16 protein-coding genes are annotated in these 20508 nt (G+C 62.0%); 4 read left to right on the forward strand and 12 right to left on the reverse strand.

What is annotated here, in order from left to right:
• Nucleotides 1–174: 174 nt before the first annotated feature.
• Nucleotides 175–1584, forward strand: coding sequence for a GABA permease (gabP, locus tag PF1751_RS10330; protein ID WP_010211247.1), 1410 nt, complete (start codon nucleotides 175–177; stop codon nucleotides 1582–1584).
• On the forward strand, nucleotides 1581–2657 hold the full coding sequence (gbdR, locus tag PF1751_RS10335; protein ID WP_010211246.1) for a choline metabolism transcriptional regulator GbdR: 1077 nt from the start codon (nucleotides 1581–1583) through the stop codon (nucleotides 2655–2657). Before gabP ends, gbdR begins: the two co-directional genes overlap by 4 nt.
• 2 nt (nucleotides 2658–2659) lie before the next feature.
• Here gbdR and PF1751_RS10340 read toward each other — a convergent pair whose 3' ends face one another.
• The 4 genes from PF1751_RS10340 to PF1751_RS10355 form a co-directional block, all read right to left on the reverse strand.
• The gene (locus PF1751_RS10340) at nucleotides 2660–4003 is read right to left on the reverse strand and encodes a c-type cytochrome (RefSeq protein ID WP_010211245.1); all 1344 of its coding nucleotides are present in this window, start codon (nucleotides 4001–4003) and stop codon (nucleotides 2660–2662) included.
• A gap of 16 nt (nucleotides 4004–4019) precedes the next feature.
• Nucleotides 4020–6239, reverse strand: a complete 2220-nt coding sequence (locus tag PF1751_RS10345; protein ID WP_044286978.1) for a xanthine dehydrogenase family protein molybdopterin-binding subunit — start codon at nucleotides 6237–6239, stop codon at nucleotides 4020–4022.
• Nucleotides 6239–6694: a (2Fe-2S)-binding protein gene (locus tag PF1751_RS10350; protein ID WP_010211243.1), complete on the reverse strand. Its 456-nt coding sequence runs from the start codon at nucleotides 6692–6694 to the stop codon at nucleotides 6239–6241. Before PF1751_RS10350 ends, PF1751_RS10345 begins: the two co-directional genes overlap by 1 nt.
• Nucleotides 6695–6845: 151 nt before the next feature.
• Nucleotides 6846–8546, reverse strand: a complete 1701-nt coding sequence (locus PF1751_RS10355) for an AMP-binding protein (protein WP_010211242.1) — start codon at nucleotides 8544–8546, stop codon at nucleotides 6846–6848.
• 262 nt (nucleotides 8547–8808) lie between these two features.
• Between PF1751_RS10355 and PF1751_RS10360 the strand changes: the two genes are divergently transcribed.
• Nucleotides 8809–9585, forward strand: a complete 777-nt coding sequence (locus tag PF1751_RS10360) for an ABC transporter substrate-binding protein (RefSeq protein WP_044286979.1) — start codon at nucleotides 8809–8811, stop codon at nucleotides 9583–9585.
• Nucleotides 9586–9632: 47 nt separating this feature from the next.
• Here PF1751_RS10360 and PF1751_RS10365 read toward each other — a convergent pair whose 3' ends face one another.
• The 4 genes from PF1751_RS10365 to PF1751_RS10380 all read right to left on the reverse strand — a co-directional run bounded on the left by PF1751_RS10365 (nucleotide 9633) and on the right by PF1751_RS10380 (nucleotide 13421).
• The gene (locus PF1751_RS10365; RefSeq protein ID WP_010211240.1) at nucleotides 9633–10259 is read right to left on the reverse strand and encodes a helix-turn-helix transcriptional regulator; all 627 of its coding nucleotides are present in this window, start codon (nucleotides 10257–10259) and stop codon (nucleotides 9633–9635) included.
• Complete coding sequence (locus PF1751_RS10370) at nucleotides 10259–11392, reverse strand: NAD(P)/FAD-dependent oxidoreductase (protein ID WP_021493355.1); 1134 nt, start codon at nucleotides 11390–11392, stop codon at nucleotides 10259–10261. The genes PF1751_RS10365 and PF1751_RS10370 overlap by 1 nt, the downstream gene beginning before the upstream one ends.
• Complete coding sequence (locus PF1751_RS10375; protein ID WP_010211238.1) at nucleotides 11389–12333, reverse strand: ornithine cyclodeaminase family protein; 945 nt, start codon at nucleotides 12331–12333, stop codon at nucleotides 11389–11391. Before PF1751_RS10375 ends, PF1751_RS10370 begins: the two co-directional genes overlap by 4 nt.
• 146 nt (nucleotides 12334–12479) lie before the next feature.
• Nucleotides 12480–13421, reverse strand: a complete 942-nt coding sequence (locus PF1751_RS10380; RefSeq protein ID WP_010211237.1) for a LysR family transcriptional regulator — start codon at nucleotides 13419–13421, stop codon at nucleotides 12480–12482.
• A gap of 109 nt (nucleotides 13422–13530) precedes the next feature.
• Between PF1751_RS10380 and PF1751_RS10385 the strand changes: the two genes are divergently transcribed.
• Nucleotides 13531–15030: a CoA-acylating methylmalonate-semialdehyde dehydrogenase gene (locus tag PF1751_RS10385; RefSeq protein ID WP_010211236.1), complete on the forward strand. Its 1500-nt coding sequence runs from the start codon at nucleotides 13531–13533 to the stop codon at nucleotides 15028–15030.
• 232 nt (nucleotides 15031–15262) lie between these two features.
• On the opposite strand, the gene PF1751_RS10390 is transcribed toward PF1751_RS10385, so the two are convergent.
• The 4 genes from PF1751_RS10390 to xylA all read right to left on the reverse strand — a co-directional run bounded on the left by PF1751_RS10390 (nucleotide 15263) and on the right by xylA (nucleotide 20372).
• Entirely contained in the window at nucleotides 15263–16399 is a 1137-nt protein-coding gene (locus tag PF1751_RS10390; RefSeq protein WP_021493353.1) for a sugar ABC transporter permease, read from the reverse strand.
• Nucleotides 16400–17947, reverse strand: coding sequence for a D-xylose ABC transporter ATP-binding protein (gene xylG / locus PF1751_RS10395; protein ID WP_175439642.1), 1548 nt, complete (start codon nucleotides 17945–17947; stop codon nucleotides 16400–16402).
• Nucleotides 17948–17952: 5 nt separating this feature from the next.
• The gene (gene xylF, locus PF1751_RS10400) at nucleotides 17953–18954 is read right to left on the reverse strand and encodes a D-xylose ABC transporter substrate-binding protein (RefSeq protein ID WP_010211233.1); all 1002 of its coding nucleotides are present in this window, start codon (nucleotides 18952–18954) and stop codon (nucleotides 17953–17955) included.
• Nucleotides 18955–19055: 101 nt separating this feature from the next.
• Nucleotides 19056–20372, reverse strand: a complete 1317-nt coding sequence (xylA, locus tag PF1751_RS10405) for a xylose isomerase (protein ID WP_010211232.1) — start codon at nucleotides 20370–20372, stop codon at nucleotides 19056–19058.
• Nucleotides 20373–20508 lie beyond the last annotated feature (136 nt).

The raw sequence follows: 20508 nt of genomic DNA on the forward strand, positions 1-20508 counted from the left end.
CGTTGCCTTCTGGCTTTTGCGCAGCCTCATGTCGATATCAGACCAATCTATGCCGCTCCCAGGCTATTTTCGATGAAGTCAGGCCGCGTAAGGTGACCCATCATTAAGAAATGATGATCGCCTGACTCTTCAGTCAGTACGCCCTAACGTCGATCACCGAGAACAACAAAAACAATGAATAGCCTGAATTCCAACGATTCCAACGGCCAGTTGGCGCAAGGCTTCAAGCCGCGTCATGTGACCATGCTTTCCATCGCAGGCATTATCGGCGCGGGGTTGTTTGTCGGTTCCGGGCATGCGATTGCGGCGGCGGGGCCGGCGGTACTCCTGGCTTATCTGTTCTCCGGCACACTGGTGGTGCTGGTGATGCGCATGCTGGGGGAGATGGCGGTGGCCAATCCTGACACCGGGTCTTTCTCGACCTATGCCGACCAGGCCATCGGTCGCTGGGCCGGGTTCACCATCGGTTGGTTGTACTGGTGGTTCTGGGTGCTGGTGATCCCTATCGAGGCCCTGGCCGCCGGGCATATCCTCAACCAGTGGTTCCCGCAGATCGACGCTTGGCTGTTTGCCTTGTTGTCGATCTTTTTGTTGGTGGTCACCAATTTGTTCAGCGTGTCCAAATACGGCGAGTTCGAGTTCTGGTTCGCCATGGCCAAGGTCATTGCGATCATCGCTTTCATCGGCCTAGGCTTTGCGGTGCTGATGGGCTGGATTCCCGAGCGGGAGGTCAGCGGGTTGAGTCGGTTGATGGAGGAACACGGTGGGTTCGCGCCCAACGGGCTGTCGGCGGTGGTCGGGGCCTTCATCACCATCATGTTCAGTTTTATCGGCACGGAGGCGGTCACCATCGCGGCGGCCGAGTCCAGCAACCCCGCGCAGAACATCGCCCGGGCCACGCGCTCGGTGATGTGGCGCATCGGTGTCTTCTACCTGCTGTCGATCTTCGTGGTGATTTCCGTAGTGCCATGGAATGACCCGTTGCTGGCGTCGGTCGGGTCTTACCAGCGTGCACTGGAACTGATGAACATTCCCCACGCCAAGTTGCTGGTTGACGTGGTGGTGTTGATCGCCGTGGCCAGTTGCATGAATTCCTCCATCTACATTGCCTCGCGCATGCTGTTTTCCCTGGGCAAGCGTGGGGATGCACCCGCACTGATGAAGAAAACCTCGGCGGCCAGTGTGCCGCGGGCTGCGGTGATTGCCAGCACCATCCTGGGCGCGGGCGTAACCCTGTTCAGTTACTTCGCGCCGGCCGGGTTGTTCCAGTTCCTGCTGGCCAGTTCGGGTGCCATCGCCTTGCTGGTGTACCTGGTGATCGCCGTGTCCCAGTTGCGCATGCGCAAGATCCTGCGCCAGCGCAACGTCACGTTGACCTTCCAGATGTGGCTGTTTCCCTGGCTGACCTGGCTGGTCATCGCGTTCATCTGTGCCGCATTGACGGTGATGCTGGTAACGCCTGAACACCGATTTGAAGTGTCATCGACCATCGGCCTGGCCCTGGTGATTTCCCTGGTCGGTTTGCTGACTGCACGACAGCCGGAACGCACGCAAAAAACAGTGGGCGCAGCCTCACAGCTATGAGTGGCCGCCCTGTAAGCAGCATCGTGTTCCTGCTGCTGGACCAGTTCACCCTGATGTCACTGGCTTCGGCGGTCGAACCCTTGCGCATGGCCAACCAGCTGTCGGGCCAGGAGCTCTACAAGTGGCACACCGCGAGTTCGGACGGTAACCCCGTGTGGGCCAGTGACGGTGTGCCCATCACCCCAGAGGGTTCGATATTCAGCGTGCCGCCGGCCGACATTGTGATTGTCTGTGGTGGCATTGGCATCCAGGGCACTGTGACCGGCGAACTGGTCAAGTGGTTGCGCGGCCAGGCGCGTTACGCCAAGCGACTGGGCGGTATCTGCACCGGTAGCTTTGTGTTGGCACGGGCCGGCTTGCTGGATGGCTATGAATGCAGTGTGCATTGGGAATGGTTGGCGGCCATGCAGGAGGCCTTTCCACGGGTCACCGTCAGCTCCAGTCTGTTCAGCCTTGACCGTGACCGTCTCACCAGCTCGGGCGGCACGGCGCCCTTGGACATGATGCTGCACCTGATTGGTCGTGATCACGGGCACGAGCTGTCAGCGGCCATCTCCGACATGTTTGTGTACGAACGGATTCGTAACGAGCAGGACCATCAGCGCGTGCCCCTCAAGCACATGCTCGGCACCCAGCAGCCCAAGTTGCAGGAAATCGTGGCGTTGATGGAGGCCAACCTGGAGGAGCCGATCAACCTGGATGAGCTGGCCGCGTATGTCGCGTTGTCCCGTCGCCAGCTTGAGCGCATGTTCCAGAAATACCTGCACTGTTCGCCTTCGCGCTATTACCTGCGGCTGCGGCTGATCCGTGCGCGGCAGTTGCTCAAGCAGACGCCCATTTCCATCGTGGAGTTGGCGGTGCTTTGCGGCTTTGTGTCCACGCCGCATTTCTCCAAGTGCTACCGCGAGTACTTCGGCGTGCCGCCCAGTGACGAACGCTCGATCACCGACAGCGAGCGAGCCATCGTGATCAAGCCGGTGATGCACGCGTTGCCTACCCCCGTGCCCATGAATGTAATGGAGCAGGCGCGGGGCGAGGCAACGTTTGCCAGTGTGAAAAACCTGAAGTCCTGAACTCAGCGCATGTGCAGGATGATCGGGCTGCTGCTCGCCGGGTCGGTGTGCCCGCGCAGCTTGCCCACCGCGTTGGCGTCAACCGCGCCCCCGTTGTTGCCCCAGGTGCTACGCACGTAGCTCAACACCTCGGCGATTTCCGTGTCGGACAGTTGCTCACGGAACGCCGGCATGCGGTAGGCATCCGGCACGCCAGACGCCACCACGCGTTGCGAGCCGTTGAGGGTGATGTTGATCGCCGAGGCGCTTTCCTTCGCCAGCGCCGAGGTGGCCCCGGCGAGGGGGGGCATCCACTCGGGCTGGCCCTTGCCGTCGAGGCCATGGCAGGAGGCGCAGCGGGTTGCGTAAGTGTGGGCGCCGGGGGCGTCTTGCACCGCTGCCACCGCCTGATACTGCCAGGGGGCGCCGTCGCGCTGCGGGTCGCCGGGCAATGACTTGAGATAGCGGGCGATGGCCGCCAGGTCGTCGTCCTGCATGAACTGCGTGGAGTTGTTGAAGGCTTCGGTCATCGAGCCGTAGACCACTGCATGGGCGTTGCGCCCGGTCTTGAGGAACTGCACGATCTGCGGTTCGCTCCAACGGCCCAGCCCGGTGTTGGGGTCCTGGCGCAGGCTGGGTGCGTACCAGCCATCGAGCAGGGCGCCGGCGAGGAACGGCGCGCCGGCTTCGTCCAGGGCTTTTTCGTTGAAGGCCAGGCCGCGTGGCGTGTGGCAACTGCCGCAGTGGCCGGGGCCCTGGACGATGTAGGCGCCGCGGTTCCACAGGGCGTCCTGGTCGGGCTTGGCGGCGTAAGTCGCAGTGGGGGCGAACACGCCATTCCACAGCGCGATGGGCCAGCGCATATTCAGCGGCCAGGGAATATCACTGGGGATATTCGGCTGGTTGGCCGGTTTTATGCCCTGCATGAAAAACGCGTACAGCGCTTTTATGTCGTCATCGCTGAGTTTCACGTAGGACGGGTAGGGCATGGCCGGATACAGCCGGCGGCCGCCCGGTGCTACGCCATGGCGCACCGCACGGTCGAAGTCGGCCAGGCTGTAGGTGCCGATACCCGTGGATTTGTCCGGCGTGATGTTGGTGGCGTGGATCGCCCCCAACGGCGTGGCCATTTCCAGGCCCCCGGCGAACGGTGCCTTGCCCGCCAGACTGTGGCAGGCCACGCAGTCGCTGAGACGGGCAACATACTCGCCACGGCTGACCAGGGCGGGTTCGAAGGTGGCGCCCGCCTGTTCCTGTTCGAACGGCGTAGCCGGTTCACGGGTGACGTACCAGGCCAGCAGGCCTGCGGCGACCAGGCAGGGCAGCGCCAGCCAGCCTGCGGTTCTTGCGAATCGACGGTTGTTCATGGGCGTTTCCTGAAGGTCAGCTGAAAGTGTGTCGGCTCAAGGGCAGGCTGCGCACGCGCTGGCCTGTCAACTGTGCCACCGCATTGGCCACGGCCGGTGCCACGGCTGGCAATGGAGGCTCGCCGATACCGCCCATTTTTTCGCCACTCTCGACCACCCGCACATGCACCCGCGCCATCTGCGCAGGCGCCAGGATCGGGTAAAGGTCGTAGTTGCGCGCCCGGGGCTTGCCGTCCACGTAGACCGCTTCTTCCAATAAGGTCTGGGACAAGCCCAACGCCACGGCGCCGTTGACCTGTGCCTCGACAATCGCCGGGTTGACGATGCTGCCGGGGTCGATGGCCTGCCAGATATCGTGCACCTTGACCTTGCCATTCTCGATCGACACTTCCGCGATCGCCGCAGTGTGGGAACCGAACGGCGAAGCCATTGCCACGCCGCGTGCGCGCCGGGTGCCGTCCTCGGCGGTAAAGGGGCCGCGCTTCCAGCCACCGGAGAGTTCACCCGCCGCTTGCAGCAACGTGGTCAGCCGTGGGTTGTCGCGCAGCAGGTGCAGGCGCAGCTCATAGGGATCATGCCCCCCCTTGTCCGCCAGTTCGTCGAGGAACGACTCGTAGAAAAAGTCGTTGAGCGAATTGCCCACCGAGCGCCAGTAACCGAGCATCGGTGCGCCTTTGACGTAGATCTGCGCGATGCGTTTGTTGGGGATCGCGTAGGACTTGCCCGACAACCCTTCAACGGCCGTGGGGTCGATCTTATCGCCCTGTTTGCCGGCGAGTGCCTCGGTCGGGCCTTCGGTTGCACTGACCGCTTCGATGGCCACCGGCAGGCCTTTGTCATCCAGCGCGGCACGGAACTTGACCACCGCCAGTGGGCGCAGTACATCGCGCAGGAACTCTTCCTCACGGCTCCAGATCAGCTTGATCGGACGGCCCACCGCCTTGGCCAGTGCAATGGCCTGCGGATAAGGGTTAGCCGAGTCATACAGGAAGTGCCGGCCGAAAAAACCACCGAGTAGCGGCGAGTGCAGGGTGATTTGCGCAGGGTCTAGGCCGGTGCGTTTGGCAATGTCGGCGCGGAACATGTCCGGCGCCTGGTTGGGCAGCCAGATTTCCAGCGTGCCATCGGGGTTGAAGCGCGCCAGGGCCGACGGCGGCTCCAGCTGGGCGTGGTTGAGGTATTGGTTGTGGTAGGTCGCCTCGACCTGGGTCTTGGCGCCTTTCAACGCACCGGCCACGTCACCTTCGTTCTCGTCGTCGCGGGTCGGGCCCTGTTGGGCCGCTAGGAACTCACGGTGCTTGTCGCTGGAAAAATCCGCCGGCATGACGCGCAGTGCCGAGTCGGCAGCCGCCTCCTGCCAGTCGACCTGGATCGCTTCTACCGCACGCTTGGCATGCCACCAGCGTTCAGCCACCACGGCCACTGCGCCGGGCAGCACGTGCACCGAATGCACGCCTTTCATGCCTTCGACCTGCGACTGGTTGCGCAGGCTGCCCACGGTCATGCCCAGGCGTGGCGCATGCTGGACGGCTGCGTGAAGCATGTTGTCGACTTTCAGGTCGATGCTGTAGAGCGCCTTGCCAGTGGATTTGTCGTAGGCGTCCAGGCGCTTGACCGGTTTGCCGATCCAGCGGAATTGGCTCGGGTCGCGCAGGGTGATGCTGGCGGGATCGGGCACTGGCATGTCGAGGGCGCTACTGGCCAGTTCGCCATAACCCAGCGAACGACCGGAAGCCGCGTGCACCACGCGGCCAGGCTGGGTAGTCAGTTCGCCAACCGGTACGCCCCATTGTTTGGCGCCCGCCTGCAGCAGCATCGCGCGGGCCAGGGCGCCGAGGCGGCGCATGGTCGGGTAGCTCATGCGCACCGACATGCTGCCGCCGGTGATGCGCAGGCCGTTTTCCATCACCACATAGGCTTCGCCGGGCGGGGCGGCTTCGACGATGAACGTCGCGGGGTCGGCATCCAGTTCTTCACCGACAATCTGCGCCATGGCGGTGTGCGTGCCTTGCCCGCCTTCCATGAAGGGGCTGAGCAGGCGCACCGTGCCGTCCGGACGAATCTCCAGGAACGCCGGCACCTGGGTGCCGCGTTCAGCCGCGGTGGCGGCTTGCACCCGACCCGCGCCCAGTGGCAGGCCAAAACCAATCACCAGCGCACCCACGGCCGTACTCGCCAGAAAGCGGCGGCGCGAAAGGTTTACCGGTGCGTCGAGCAGTTCGTTGATGAGGTTCATCAGACGCCCCCCTGCTTGGCCAGGTCGTCGACAGCCGCATGGATGGCGTTATACGTGCCGCAACGGCACAGGTTGATCATCGCCGCGTCGATCTGCGCCTTGCTGGGCGCCGGCGTGTGCTTGAGCAGCGCAGTGGCCGCCATCACTTGCCCGGACTGGCAGTAGCCGCATTGCGCCACCTGATGCTCGACCCAGGTCGCGACCACACGCTTGCCCACTTCATCGGTTTCAATCGCTTCGATGGTGGTGATTTCTCGTCCGACCACCCCGGCCACCGGGGTGACGCAGGAGCGCACCACGTTGCCATCCACCAGTACCGAACACGCGCCGCACTGGGCCAGGCCACAGCCATACTTGGTGCCAGTCAGGCCCAGGTCATCGCGGATCACCCACAGCAATGGCGTGTCCGCGTCGGCATCGACCTGATAGGCCTTTTGGTTGATTCGTAATTCCATGGCTCACCTGCTGATCGACGGTAGGTGCGGCCTGTTTTAGTCATGAACGCAGTGGCCGCTTATTGTCGAACTCTAGACCAGCGCGCAAGGGCTATCTATCCATTAGTCGATAAGTCGGAGGATCAGGCAAGTATTCAACAGGATTGTGCGACTACGATTCAGCGGTTGGGCGCACGAAGTCTTCCTCGAAGTGCTCATGCTCACCCCGCGTATCACCCTGGCGCCGCAGCACCTCCATTTGCCGCAGTTCCACCCGCCGAATCTTCCCGGATATGGTCTTGGGCAGCTCGGTGACGAACTCGATGCGTCGCACCCGCTTGTACGGCGCCAAATGCTCACGGGCGAAGGCCAGAATATGTTGGGCCAACGCCGCGCTGCCGGGTTCGTCATGGGCCAGGATCAGGAATGCCTTGGGCACCGCCAGGCGCAACGGGTCGGGGCTCGGCACCACGGCGACTTCCATGACGGCCGGGTGTTCGATCAAGGCGCTTTCCAGTTCGAATGGGCTGATGCGGTAGTCGGAGGCCTTGAACACATCGTCGGCGCGACCGACGAAGGTGATGTAGCCGTCGGCGTCGATCTGCGCGGTGTCGCCGGTGCGGTAGTAGCCGTCACGCATGACCTCGGCGGTTTTCTCCGGGCTGTCCTCGTAGCAGAGCATCAGGCCGAGCGGGCGCACGTCCAGGGGCAGGGCGACTTCGCCTTCGTTGCCGGGAATGCCATCCGGGTCGAGCAGGGCCACCTGGTAGCCCGGCAACGGGCGCCCCATGGAACCGGGCTTGAGCAACTGGCCGGGCGTGTTGCCTACCAGGGCAGTGGTTTCCGATTGGCCGAAACCATCACGTAACGGCAAGCCCCAGGCCTGTTGGATCTGCTCGATGATTTCCGGGTTCAGCGGCTCACCCGCGCCCACCAGCTCGCGCAGGCTCAGGCGCGGTCTGTAGCTGGCCAGGTCTTCCTGGATCAGCATGCGCCACACCGTCGGCGGCGCGCACAGGCTGGTTACGCCGTAGCGTTCCAAGGCACTGAGCAAGGCCGGCGCGCTGAATCGCGCGACGTTATGGATAAAGATGCACGCACCGGCATTCCACGGTGCGAACAGGCAACTCCAGGCATGCTTGGCCCAGCCTGGCGATGAGATATTCAGGTGCAGGTCGCCCGGTTGCAGGCCGATCCAGTACATGGTCGACAAGTGCCCGACCGGATAGCTCTGGTGGCTGTGCAGCACCATTTTCGGCTTGGAGGTGGTGCCGGAAGTGAAGTACAGCAGCATTGGGTCGGTGGCCAGGGTGCGGCCTTGCGCCTCAAACTGTTCGGGGTATTCAAAAGCCGCGTTGTGCGCGACCCAGCCGGCAGGCGCCGAACCCACGCAGATACGGCTGCAACCCTGAGCCAGGCCGGCGAACTTGTGCACATGCGCTTCGCCGACCACCACGTGGCGAACCTGGCCACGTTCGATACGGTCGCGCAGGTCATCGGGGTTCAGCAACGCCGTGGCGGGAATGACCACGGCGCCGAGCTTGAATGCAGCCAGCATGGTGTCCCACAGCGCGACATCGTTGCCGAGCATCAGCAGCACACGATCACCCCGGTTTACACCGAGGGCGCGTAGGTGGTTGGCCACCTGATTGGAGCGCGCAGCCAGTTGCTGGAAACTGTAACGCTGCTCGCTGCCGTCCTCCTCGACGATCCACAGCGCATCGGCCGGATTGCCTTCGGCCATCGCATCGAAATAGTCCAGGGCCCAGTTGAATTCGCCCAGTTGCGGCCAACGGAAATCCCGTACGGCTGTGGCGTAATCGGTGCGGTGAGCGAGCAGAAAATCCCGAGCGGCCAGGAAGGGCTGGGTCATGGTGGCTGTCCTTAATTATTGTTGTGGGACTCCCCCCCGGCTGAACCGAGAGGCTGGACCGAGTATAGGCACGCATAAATCAGAGCAGAACGCTCAAAAACACCGGTACGTTGTGCAAAAAAGTCATGGGTGTCGAACCGCAAAGCGGCGTGATTGACGATAAAGACGTAAAAGTCCAATATGGAATTATAAGTACAAAGTTAACGGCTTCGTTTCTTTCTTCAGGTCTGCCAAACCAACAACAACTTGCGAGAACACCACCATGAAGAAGCGCTCCCTTATCACCGTCCTGGCCCTGGGCCTGCTTGCGTCCAGCCACGCGATGGCCGCCGAGAAAACCCTGCGCATCGGCATCGAGGCGGCTTACCCGCCATTCGCGTCCAAGACCGAGGAAGGCAAGATCGTTGGCTTTGACTACGATATCGGCAATGCGCTGTGCGCGCAGATGAAGGTCAAGTGCGTGTGGGTAGAAGGTGAGTTCGACGGTCTGATTCCTTCCCTCAAGGTGAAGAAAATCGACATGGCCTTGTCGTCCATGACCATCAACGAAGACCGCAAGAAGTCGGTGGACTTCACCCACAAGTACTACTTCACGTCATCGCGCCTGGTGATGAAGGAGGGCGCCGTGGTGGATGACCAATATGCCAGCCTCAAGGGCAAGACGATCGGCGTGCAGCGCGCCACCACCACCGACCGTTATGCCACCGAGGTGTTCGAGCCCAAGGGCATCAACGTCAAGCGCTACAGCAATAATGAAGAGATCTACATGGACCTGGCAGCCGGTCGCCTCGATGCGATCTTTGCCGACACCATTCTCCTGAACGACTTCCTGCAGATGCCACGCGGCAAGGGCTATGCGTTTGTCGGCCCGGAACTCAAGGACCCGAAATACGTGGGCGAGGGTGCAGGGATCGCGGTGCGCAAGGGCAATACGGAGTTGGTCGGCCAGTTGAATGCGGCCATCGATGGCATTCGCGCCAGTGGCGAGTACCAGAAGATTTCGCAGCAGTACTTCAAATCCGACATCTACGGCGATTGATGACCTTTGTAGGAGCGAGCAAGCTCGCTCCTACAGGGGTAAATCCATCAGCCCTTCAACTCTTTCAGGTGTTTGTAGACCGTCGCCCGTCCCATGCCCAGCACATTGGCCACATAGTTCGACGCGCTCTTGCCCTTGAACGCCCCTTCGGCATGCAGGGCCAGAACCAGCTCGCGCTTGTGGTCACGGGTCAGCAGGTTCAGGCTCAACTGGCGCTCACGCATCCACGCATGCAGGAAGGTATTGATGCGCTCCTGCCAGTCATCGCGAAACAGCGAGTCTGGTTGCGGGATCAGTTTGCTCGGTGACAGAAACAGGTCCAGCGCCGCCTTGGCGTTTTCAAACAATGAAATATTCAGGTTGATGCACAGTACCGCCAGTCGACGGCCTTTGTGGTCATGCAGCACGGTACTCAGGCTGCGGATTTTCTGACCGTCCCAGTTGAGCTTTTCGTACGGGCCGATGTTTACATCGCTGACATCGTCGCTGAGCATGTCCTCCAGCGCCGAATCATCGCCTATGCTGCGCTTGGACAAGTTGTTGGCGATGTAATCGACTTTTTGCGAGCGCAGGTCATGCAACACCGCTTCGGCGTGGGGGAAAAACAGGGTAGCGATGGCGTCGGCCATCGCACGGAAGTTCTGCATGACCTTGTCTTGTTCAGCGGTGTTCATCAATGGGGCTCCAGGCGGGCAGGGGAGAGCATACCAGCGTCGAGGCCGAACCGCGTCAGTGCCTCCGGCAGCGGGGCGCCGCGCACCAGTGCCGCACTGGCCTGGCCCATGGCCGGCGAGGTCTGAATGCCATAACCCCCTTGCGCCGCCACCCAAAACAGGCCCGCTACCTTTGGGTCAAAACCTGAGAGCAGATCACCGTCGTGCACAAAGCTGCGCAGGCCGGCCCAGGTTCGCGTCGGACGGCGGATGGTCAGGGTGGTGGCTTCCTCGATCTGGTAGATGCCCATGGCGATGTCCAGTTCTTCGGGCTGGATGTCCTGGGGTTCGACCGGGTCGGCATTGGCCGGTGAGCCAAGGAACATGCCGGCGTCGGGTTTCATGTAGAAGGATTCGTCCAGCGCCACCAGCATTGGCCAGTGGTGGCTGTCGACCCCTTCGGGGCCGGCGAAGATCAGCGCCGAGCGCCGCTTGGGCTGCAAGCCGATGGACGCGGCCCCGGCGAGCCCGCCGATGTGGTCGGCCCAGGCGCCGGCGGCGTTGATGATGACGGGCGCGGTGCAGGTCGCGTCCTGGGTCTGTACCTGCCAGATGCCGTCGGCGTCGCGGCTCAAACCGAGCACATGACTGTCGGTGCGTACCTCGCCGCCGTTGCGGCGGATGCCACGCAGGTAGCCCTGGTGCAGAGCGTCGGTGTCGATGTCGCTGGCGGTGGGGTCATACAACGCGCCGTGGACTTTTTCGCGGCGCAGGATCGGCAGTCTCGCACAGGCTTCGTCGGCGCTGAGCAGTTCGACCTGCGGCACGGTGGCCTTGGCGCTCAGGTACTGGTCGTTCAACTCCACCGCATCGCCAATGAAATCCACCGTCATTTCGCCCCTTGGCGTGAGTAACGGATGTTCGCAAAAACCAGGTGGCGGGTTATCGAAAAACTCACGGCTGGCCAGGGTCAGCGCCCGCACCTGCGGGGTGCCATAGGCGGCGGTGTACAGCGCCGCCGAACGCCCGGTGGAGTGATAGGCCGGGTGGCTTTCGCGCTCCAGCACCAGCACTTTGCCGTGCTGCGACAACCAGAACCCCGTGGACGCGCCGGCAATGCCGCCGCCGATGATGATGAAGTCTGCGTGGCTCATAGCTGTCTCCAGAGGGCGTTGGCCAGTGCGATGTCTTCCAGGCCCAGGCCGATGGAGCGGAAAAACACAGGGCTGTCGTAGGTCGGGCGCTGTACCTGTTCGCTGAGCAATTCGGGCAGGTCACCGGCCACTGCGCGCGGATCCCAACCGTATTGTTCGGCTGCGATTAACATTTCACCGGCCGAGCCAGGGGTGGTCCGGCGATAGTCGCAAAATACCTGCATTGTGTTGAGGCGTTGCGGCGGCACTTCATGGGCGCGTGGGGCGTTGGTGCTGATCGACGTGATCAGTGCCGGCTTGGTCAACCGCGCCGGGTCGAGCACCGGTCCGGCCGACGACGTACACAACAGGATCACATCGGCGTCTTCCACCGCCGTCTCGCAACTGCTGGCGATGACCACGCGTGGGTCCAGGCCTTTGAGTTGCGCGATGGTATCGGTGGATGCGTTGGCCAGGCTGGGTGAAAACACGCTGATGCGCTGCCAATCCCTGAAGCCTTTCACATAATGCAGGTGCGCCTGGGCCACCTTGCCACTGCCGATGATCGCCAAGCGTCGCGCTGATAAAGGCGCTAATGCATCCACTGCCAGGGCTGTGGTGGCGGCCGTGCGGGCGGTGGTCAGTTCGGCTGCATCGCATAGCAGCAACGGTTGGCCGGTCTGCATCGACATCAATAATGTCCAAGCCGTCACCAGCGGGCCTTGTTCACGCACGATATAGGGCGAAGTCTTGACCCCGTACACCCCATCCTCGGCCAGCACGCCCAGGTAGTTGATAAAGTCGCCCGCCGCTTGCGGGAACTCCACGAGCTGCTGCGCCGGCTGCACCGCTTGCCCGGTCGCCAGGTCACGGAACAACTTGCGCAGGATAGACGGCACATCGATTTGGCCGAGCAGCTCGCGGGCCTGGGCCTGATGGATCACGTGGGGTGTGCTGGACATGGGTGTCTCCGCGGGTGAACTTATTTGTCCATTATGGACTTTTAGTTCTGTCGAGCAATATCCCGCGAGAAAAAAGCGCGCGCCTCACTTGCCCCGGTTCCGATTCATCAGACTGCCCGGCACCGCGCCCCGGCGGGCTGGCGCAATCAGTGGGCGTTGTATTGAAACCCGCCGGACAATTTCCCCTTCAAATAGCTGACCAGCGCACTCACCGCTTTCGGCACATGTGGCGAGTACGGCCGGATCAGGTAGATCTCATCGGCAAACGCCCCCTTGAGCGTCCAGCCCTTGAGCACCTGCACCAATTTGCCGCTGGACAGGGCAGCGTGGGCGCTGAAATCCGGCAGCAGGGCGATGCCCAGGTGGTTGAGCGCCGAGTCGCGCAGGGCTTCGCTGTTGTTGGTGGCGAAGCTGCCGGCGATGGGCACGGTGAGGCGTTCGACGTTTTTAGTGCCGCGCTCGAAGGTCCAGGCGGGCTGATCGGTGCCGCGAGGGTAGAACAGGCAGTTATGCGCGGACAGATCGCCAGGTTCGCGGGGTTCTCCGTGACGTTGCAGGTAGTCCTGGCTGGCGACCAGCACCGAGCCGGTGTCGCACAGCTTCCAGGCCACATGGGTTTCCGGCACCTGGAAACCGTGGCGGACGGCCAGGTCGTAGCCCTCGGCGGCCAGTGAACTCAGGGCATCCGACACGTCGAGCTGTAGGCGTACCTGCGGGTATTGCTGCAAAAACTCCGACAGATGCGGCACCAGTTGCTGACGGGCAAATGCCACGGGCGCTGTCAGTCGTAGCAGACCGCGAATCTCTCCCACCGAGTCGCGCACCGACGAGAAACTGCGGGCGATTTGTTCATAGGCGCTGCGCACTTCGCGGGTCAACGAAAGCCCCGCATCGGTCAGCCTTACACTGCGTGTAGTGCGCGTCACCAGGCGCGTGCCGGTGGCCTTTTCCAAGTCGGAAATACGCTGGCTCACGGCGGACTTGCTCACGCCCAGTCTTGCCGCCGCAGCGGTATAGGTGCCTTGTTCCTCCAGCACCGACAGCCAATGGATATGGGTCCACAGCCCTTCGATCTCGGCCTTTTCCATGATTGGATTGTTCGCATTGGTGGACAATAAGTTCTGGATTCTGCTCTGGTTTGGAACAAAGCGAAAGCCTATCGTGGTCCTCACTGTTACTCACCTGGGATCTACTGCCATGACCACCACCATCGAGCACTACATCAACGACCAGCGCGTGTCCCGCGATGATCGCTATCAGGACGTCTTCAATCCGGCCACCGGCGAAAAGACCGGTCGCGTCGCCCTGGCCAGTCGCCAGACCGTGTCCGAAGCCGTTGCCGCCGCCCAGGCCGCGTTCGCCGGTTGGGCCGACACGCCGCCGATCCGTCGCGCCCGTGTGCTGTTCGAATACCTTCATCTGCTGCGTGAGCGCAAGGACGACCTGGCGCGCATCATCGTCGCCGAGCACGGCAAGGTCTTCACCGACGCCCAGGGCGAAGTCGACCGTGGCATCGACATTCTCGAATTCGCCTGCGGTATCCCCAACCTGCTCAAGGGTGAGCATTCCGACCAGGTTTCCCGCGGCATGGACAATTGGACAATGCGCCAGCCCCTGGGCGTGGTCGCCGGCGTCACGCCGTTCAACTTCCCGGTGATGGTGCCAATGTGGATGTACCCGATCGCTATTGCGGCGGGCAACACGTTCATCCTCAAGCCAAGCCCGACCGACCCGAGCGCCTCGCTGTTCATGGCCGAGTTGCTGCGTGAAGCCGGTTTGCCCAAAGGCGTGTTCAACGTGGTGCAGGGCGACAAGGAGTCAGTGGACGCGCTGATCGAACACCCGGACGTCAAGGCGGTGAGCTTTGTCGGCTCCACGCCGATTGCCCAGTACATCTACGAAACCGGCGCCCGCAACGGCAAGCGCGTGCAAGGCTTGGGTGGCGCGAAAAACCACATGGTGGTGATGCCGGACGCCGATATCGAAAAAACCGTCGACGCCCTGATGGGGGCCGCCTACGGCAGTGCTGGCGAGCGTTGCATGGCCATCTCCGTAGCGGTGCTGGTGGGCGATGTGGGCGACAAAGTCATCGCCGCCCTGACCGAGCGTGCCAAGCACCTGCGCATCACCGACGGCCGTGATTTGAAGGCCGAGATGGGCCCGATCGTGTCCCGTGCGGCGCTGGAGCGCATCAGCGGCTACATCGAACAAGGCGTACAAGCCGGCGCGCAATTGCTGCTCGACGGGCGTGACTATGTACCCACCGAACCGGGCCTGGAAAATGGCTTCTGGCTGGGGGCGACGTTGTTCGACCATGTGACTGAAGAGATGAGCATTTACCGCGAAGAAATTTTCGGCCCGGTTCTGGCGTGTGTGCGCGTGAATGACTTCGCCGAAGCGATCAAACTGGTCAACGCTCACGAATTCGGTAACGGTGTGAGTTGCTTCACCCGCGACGGCAACATCGCGCGTGAATTTGCACGGCGGATTGAAGTGGGCATGGTCGGCATCAACGTACCGATTCCGGTGCCGATGGCGTGGCACGGGTTTGGCGGCTGGAAGAAGAGCCTGTTTGGCGACATGCACGCGTATGGTACTGAAGGTGTGCGGTTCTATACCAAGCAGAAGTCGATCATGCAGCGCTGGTCGGAGAGCATCGAGCAGGGCGCCGAGTTTGCGATGCCGGTGTCCAAGTAATTTAAGTACACCTTAGGTCCAATGGGGGAGCGGGATTGTCCGCGATAGCACAGTGTCAGATCAGCAGGTCTGGCAGGGATACAGCGCTATCGCAGGCAAGCCCGCTCGCACATTTTTTCGCGTTCAGGCCGTGGCTTGTGTGGGGTTCAAGCGCTCGATAGAGCGTTCCACCGTGGTGTTGGCAATCTCCAGCCAATGCCACACCCCCGCAATCCAACGCCGTCGCTGCGGTTCATCGCCGACCCGCCCGCGTGCTCACATCCACCCAAACCGCCAGTACCAGAATGCTGCCCTTCACAATCATCTGCCAATAGCTGTCCACGTCCAGCATCGACATGCCATTGTCCAGGCTGGTGATCACCAAGGCCCCGAGCAATGCGCCATACACCGTACCCGAACCACCGCGCATTGACGTACCGCCAATAAAACATGCTGCAATCGCATCCAGCTCACCCATATTCCCCGCCGACGGTGAGCCGGCAGCCAGGCGAGCCGTGTTGACCAACCCGGCCAGGGCACACATCACGCCCATGATGCCGAAGATCCACAGTTTCACCGCCTGTACGTTGATGCCCGACAGGCGCGTGGCTTCCATATTGCTGCCCACCGCGTACACGCGACGGCCGAATACGGTCTGGCTGGTGACGTAGCTGAATACGCCCAATAAAACCAGCAGAAGCAAGACCGGGACGGGAATCCCGTCGTAGCTGTTGAGCGTCGTGACAAACCCCGCCAGTACGGCGCCGATCACCGCCACCCGCACCAGGTCACGTACCAGCGAGTGCGCCGCCAACCCATGCAGCGCGCGATTGCGCCGCTGCTTCCAGGTCAGGAAAACGGTCAGTGCAAACAACAGCACGCCCAGCCCGATCCCCACCGAATGCGGCAGGTAACCCTGGCCCACGTACACCAGCGAAGGCGACACCGGCGCGATGGTGGTGCCGCCGGTGATCCCCAGCAGAATGCCGCGAAACGCCAGCATCCCGCCCAAGCCGACAATGAACGAAGGGATGCGCAAATAGGCGGTCATGTACCCATTGGCCAGCCCGATCATCAACCCGCACAACGCCACCAGGCTCAAGTTGGCCAGCAATGGAATGTGATAAACCACATCCAGGATCGCCGCCAGCCCACCCAGCAACCCGAGCAACGAGCCCACCGACAAATCGATCTCGCCGCTGATGATCACCAGCACCATGCCGCACGCCAATATCCCGGTGATCGACATTTGCCTCAGCAAGTTGGACAGGTTGCGCGGGGTGAGGAAACCGCCCTCGGTCTGCCAGCTGAAAAACACCCAGATCACCGCCACGGCGATGACCAGGGCGAGCATTTTGTAGCGGGTAAAAAGGTGTTTGACCTGATTCATCTACACGGTCTTCCGATCATTATTGTTGTGTTGGCTGAGCGCAGCGGCGAGCACTTGTTCCTGGGTGAGCCCCTCGTTGATGAAGTCACCGCGCAATTGGCCGTCGCCGATTACCAGCACGCGGTCGGAAACGCCGAGCACTTCGGCCAGCTCCGAGGACACCATGATGATCGCCACGCCTTCGGCCGCCAGCGCGCCCATCAACTTGTAGATCTCATATTTGGCACCCACGTCCACGCCCCGTGTGGGCTCGTCGAGGATCAGCACCTTGGGCTTGGCCATCAGCATTTTCGCCAGCACGGCCTTTTGCTGGTTGCCACCGGACAGGCTGGTGATCGGCAGGAACGGGCTGGCGGTCTTGAGGTGCATGCGCGCGATCTGCTGGTCGATGCTGCCCAGTTCGGCTTCGGCATCGATGCGGGTTCGGTGCGCATAGCTGTCGAGCACCGTCAGGGTGATGTTCTGGCCCACGCCCAGGTCGGGAATGATGCCTTGGCGCTTGCGATCCTCGGGCACCATGCATAACCCGGCGCGGATCGATTTGAGCGGCGTGCGTGTGTCGATCACCTGGCCGTCCAGCCACACCTCGGCGCTGTAGCGGCCGGGATAGGCGCCGAACAGCGCCGACACCAGTTCCGTGCGCCCGGCGCCCACCAACCCGGCGATGCCGAGGATTTCCCCACGCTTGAGCACAAAGGACACATCGTCCACACGCTTGCGCTTGGGGTTGTCGACATCATGGCAGGTGACGTTGCGCGCCTCGAAAATCACCTCGCCCACCGCATGGGGCTCGGTGGGGTAGAGGTTGCTCATCTCGCGGCCGACCATCTGGGTGATGATCTTCGCGATGTCCATGTCGGCCATGGCGGTGGTCGCGATGTGCTTGCCGTCGCGGATCACCGCAATGGTGTCGCACACTGCCGCCACTTCATCGAGCTTGTGGGAGATGTACACGCAGGCCACGCCCTTGGCCTTGAGGCCACGGATGATATCGAGCAGCACCTCGATTTCCGAACGGGTCAGGGCCGAGGACGGCTCGTCGAGAATCAACAGTCGCGCCTGCTTGTTCAGGGCCTTGGCGATTTCCACCAGTTGCTGGTAGCCGCCGCCGTACTGCGACACGGGCAGCGCCACGTTCATGTCCGGCACCTTGAGCTCGCGCATCAGCGCTTCGGCGCGGTGGAACATCGCCGGGTAGTTCATGCGCCCACCCGGCAAGGTCAGTTCGTGGCCCATGAAGATGTTTTCAGCCACCGACAGGTCGGGCACCAGGGTCAGTTCCTGGTGGATGATCACGATGCCGGCGGCCTCGGTTTCGCTGATGGACTGGGCCTTGAGCGGCTGCCCGTCCCAAAGGATTTCACCTTCCCAGGTGCCGTACGGGTAGACCGCCGACAGCACCTTCATCAAGGTGGACTTGCCGGCACCGTTCTCGCCGCACAGGCCAACGCATTCCCCTGGCCGCACCCTGATATCGATGCCGTTCAGCGCGTTGACACCGCCAAAGCTTTTGACGATGCCGTTCATTTGCAGCAGGTAGTCGGACATGGCGGTCACTGCCCGGCAATCTGCTCTTTGGTGTAGAACCCGTCTTTCTCCAACAGGTCGATATTGGCCTTGGTCAGCGGGGTAGGGGTGAGCAGGATGGTGTCGACCTTTTTGCTGCCGTTGTCGTATTGCGAGCTGTAGGTGGGTTTCTCATTGCGCGCCAGCTGCACCGAAAGCTTGGCGGCTTCCGAGGCGATCAGCTTGAGCGGCTTGTACACGGTCATGGTCTGGGTGCCGTCGATGACGCGCTTGATCGCGGCCAGGTCGGCGTCTTGCCCGGAGATCGGCACCTTGCCCGCCAGTTTCTGTGCGGCCAGGGCCTGGATCGCGCCGCCGGCGGTGGCGTCGTTGGAGGCGACGATGGCGTCGATCTTGTTGTTGTTCCGGGTCAGGGCGTTTTCGACGATGCTCAGGGCTTCGGTGGGGTTCCATTCCTTGACCCACTGCTGGCCGACAACCTTGATGTCGCCCTTGTCGATGGCCGGTTGCAACACCTTCATCTGGCCTTCGCGCAGGACCTTGGCGTTGTTGTCGGTGGGCGCGCCGCCGAGCAGGAAGTAGTTACCCTTGGGCGCCGCTTGCAACACGCCGCTGGCCTGCATTTCGCCGACTTTTTCGTTATCGAAGGAGATGTAGGCGTCGATGTCCGCGTTGAGAATCAGGCGATCATAGGACACCACCTTGATCCCGGCCTTCTTGGCTTCGGCGACGGCGTTGGTGAGCACGGTGGCGTTGAACGGCACGATGACAATTACGTCGACGCCACGTGAGATCAGGTTTTCAATCTGCGAGATCTGTTTCTGTTCGTTGGCATCGGCCGATTGCACGAAGACCTTGGCGTCGAGTTTTTCCGCGGCGGCGACGAAGTAGTCACGGTCGCGGGACCAGCGCTCCAGACGCAGGTCATCGATGGAGAAACCGATCTTCGGGTGGGCGGAATCGGCCATCGCCGGCAGGGCGAGCAGGGCCAGGGCCGTGGCGATAAGTGTGCGTTTGAATGACTTCATGGTAGTGCGTCCTTTTATTGTTGTTGGAAAGACACAGCGTGATGCGGGTAAGACTGTAGAGCGTCCCTCGACGCTCTGTGCAGAGATTTGTCGCGCAAATGTCACCGGTAGATAAAGCGATTCACCACGCCTTCAAGCATCTCCTGGCGACCACTCACCGCCTGCGGGTCCAGCTCGTGGGCAAATGCATGTTCGGCCAGTGATTCCAGGCTGAACTCACCGGCCAGCACGGCCTGGCCCAGCGGTTGCTGCCAACCGGCGTACCGTTGGTCCTTGAATTGCTGCAACCGATCGTTCTCGACCATCGCTGCCGCGCGTTCCAGTGCCAAAGCCAGTACATCCATGGCCGCCACATGCCCGTGGAACAGGTCCACATCGTCCAGGCTCTGGCGGCGTACCTTGGAGTCGAAGTTGTAGCCGCCATTTTTGAAGCCCCCGGCCTTGAGGATTTCATAGGTGGCCAGGGTCATTTCCTCGACGCTGTTGGGGAACTGGTCGGTGTCCCAGCCGTTCTGCGGGTCGCCTCGGTTGGCGTCGATGCTGCCGAAGATCCCCAGGGACACGGCGGTGGCAATCTCATGATGAAAGCTGTGCCCGGCCAGGGTTGCGTGGTTGGCCTCAATGTTCACCTTGATCTCATGTTCCAGGCCGTACTCATGCAGGAAGCCGAACACCGTGGCGCTGTCGTAATCGTATTGGTGCTTGGTGGGTTCCTGGGGCTTGGGCTCGATCAGCAGGTCGCCCTTGAAGCCGATCTTGTGCTTGTGCTCCACCACCATGCGCATGAAGCGCCCGAGCTGTTCGCGTTCGCGCTTGAGGTCGGTGTTGAGCAGCGTTTCATAACCCTCGCGGCCGCCCCACAACACATAGTTGGAACCCTTGAGGCGCAGGGTGGCGTTCATTGCGCTGAACACCTGGGCGGCGGCGTAGGCAAACACTTCCGGGTCCGGGTTGCTGGCGGCGCCGGCGGCAAAGCGCGGGTTGCTGAAGCAATTGGCGGTGCCCCACAGCAGCTTGATGCCGGTGTGTTCCTGATGGCGTTCCAGGTGGTCGACCATCTGTGCGAAGTGGTGGCGATACTCCTTGAGCGAGCTGCCTTCGGGGGCGACGTCCGTGTCGTGAAAGCTGTAGTAGTCGATGCCCAGCTTGGAGAAAAATTCGAAAGCGGCGTCTGCCTTGCCGATGGCCAGTTCCATCGGGTCGCCACTGCGCTGCCACGGCCGCTTGAACGTGCCCACACCAAACATATCCGCCCCAGGCCAGACGAAGGTGTGCCAGTAACAGGCCGCCATGCGCAGATGTTCGCGCATGGGCTTGCCGAGGATGAGCTTGTTGGCATCGTAATGGCGAAAGGCGAGGGGGGCATCGCTGCTGGGGCCTTCGAAGCGAACCTTCTCGACACCGGGGAAGTACGGCATGGCGTTTTCCTTATTGTTCTTGGCGGTGACTCGATACTAACAACGGCGCTGCGCCTGCCGATTACGAAAATCATCAAGAGATGGTGCGATTTTGCGTGACAGGGGCTAGTCTGTTTTGACCGGCTTCAGGATAAAA

The sequence above is a fragment of the Pseudomonas simiae genome (assembly GCF_000934565.1).
GTDB classification, from domain to species: Bacteria; Pseudomonadota; Gammaproteobacteria; order Pseudomonadales; family Pseudomonadaceae; genus Aquipseudomonas; species Aquipseudomonas simiae.

Coding starts and splice junctions, on each gene's coding strand:
- gabP (WP_010211247.1), top strand. CDS start 175: ATGAATAGCCTGAATTCCAACGATTCCAACGGCCAGTTGGCGCAAGGC.
- gbdR (WP_010211246.1), top strand. CDS start 1,581: ATGAGTGGCCGCCCTGTAAGCAGCATCGTGTTCCTGCTGCTGGACCAG.
- PF1751_RS10340 (WP_010211245.1), bottom strand. CDS start 4,003: ATGAACAACCGTCGATTCGCAAGAACCGCAGGCTGGCTGGCGCTGCCC.
- PF1751_RS10345 (WP_044286978.1), bottom strand. CDS start 6,239: ATGAACCTCATCAACGAACTGCTCGACGCACCGGTAAACCTTTCGCGC.
- PF1751_RS10350 (WP_010211243.1), bottom strand. CDS start 6,694: ATGGAATTACGAATCAACCAAAAGGCCTATCAGGTCGATGCCGACGCG.
- PF1751_RS10355 (WP_010211242.1), bottom strand. CDS start 8,546: ATGACCCAGCCCTTCCTGGCCGCTCGGGATTTTCTGCTCGCTCACCGC.
- PF1751_RS10360 (WP_044286979.1), top strand. CDS start 8,809: ATGAAGAAGCGCTCCCTTATCACCGTCCTGGCCCTGGGCCTGCTTGCG.
- PF1751_RS10365 (WP_010211240.1), bottom strand. CDS start 10,259: ATGAACACCGCTGAACAAGACAAGGTCATGCAGAACTTCCGTGCGATG.
- PF1751_RS10370 (WP_021493355.1), bottom strand. CDS start 11,392: ATGAGCCACGCAGACTTCATCATCATCGGCGGCGGCATTGCCGGCGCG.
- PF1751_RS10375 (WP_010211238.1), bottom strand. CDS start 12,333: ATGTCCAGCACACCCCACGTGATCCATCAGGCCCAGGCCCGCGAGCTG.
- PF1751_RS10380 (WP_010211237.1), bottom strand. CDS start 13,421: ATGGAAAAGGCCGAGATCGAAGGGCTGTGGACCCATATCCATTGGCTG.
- PF1751_RS10385 (WP_010211236.1), top strand. CDS start 13,531: ATGACCACCACCATCGAGCACTACATCAACGACCAGCGCGTGTCCCGC.
- PF1751_RS10390 (WP_021493353.1), bottom strand. CDS start 16,399: ATGAATCAGGTCAAACACCTTTTTACCCGCTACAAAATGCTCGCCCTG.
- xylG (WP_175439642.1), bottom strand. CDS start 17,947: ATGTCCGACTACCTGCTGCAAATGAACGGCATCGTCAAAAGCTTTGGC.
- xylF (WP_010211233.1), bottom strand. CDS start 18,954: ATGAAGTCATTCAAACGCACACTTATCGCCACGGCCCTGGCCCTGCTC.
- xylA (WP_010211232.1), bottom strand. CDS start 20,372: ATGCCGTACTTCCCCGGTGTCGAGAAGGTTCGCTTCGAAGGCCCCAGC.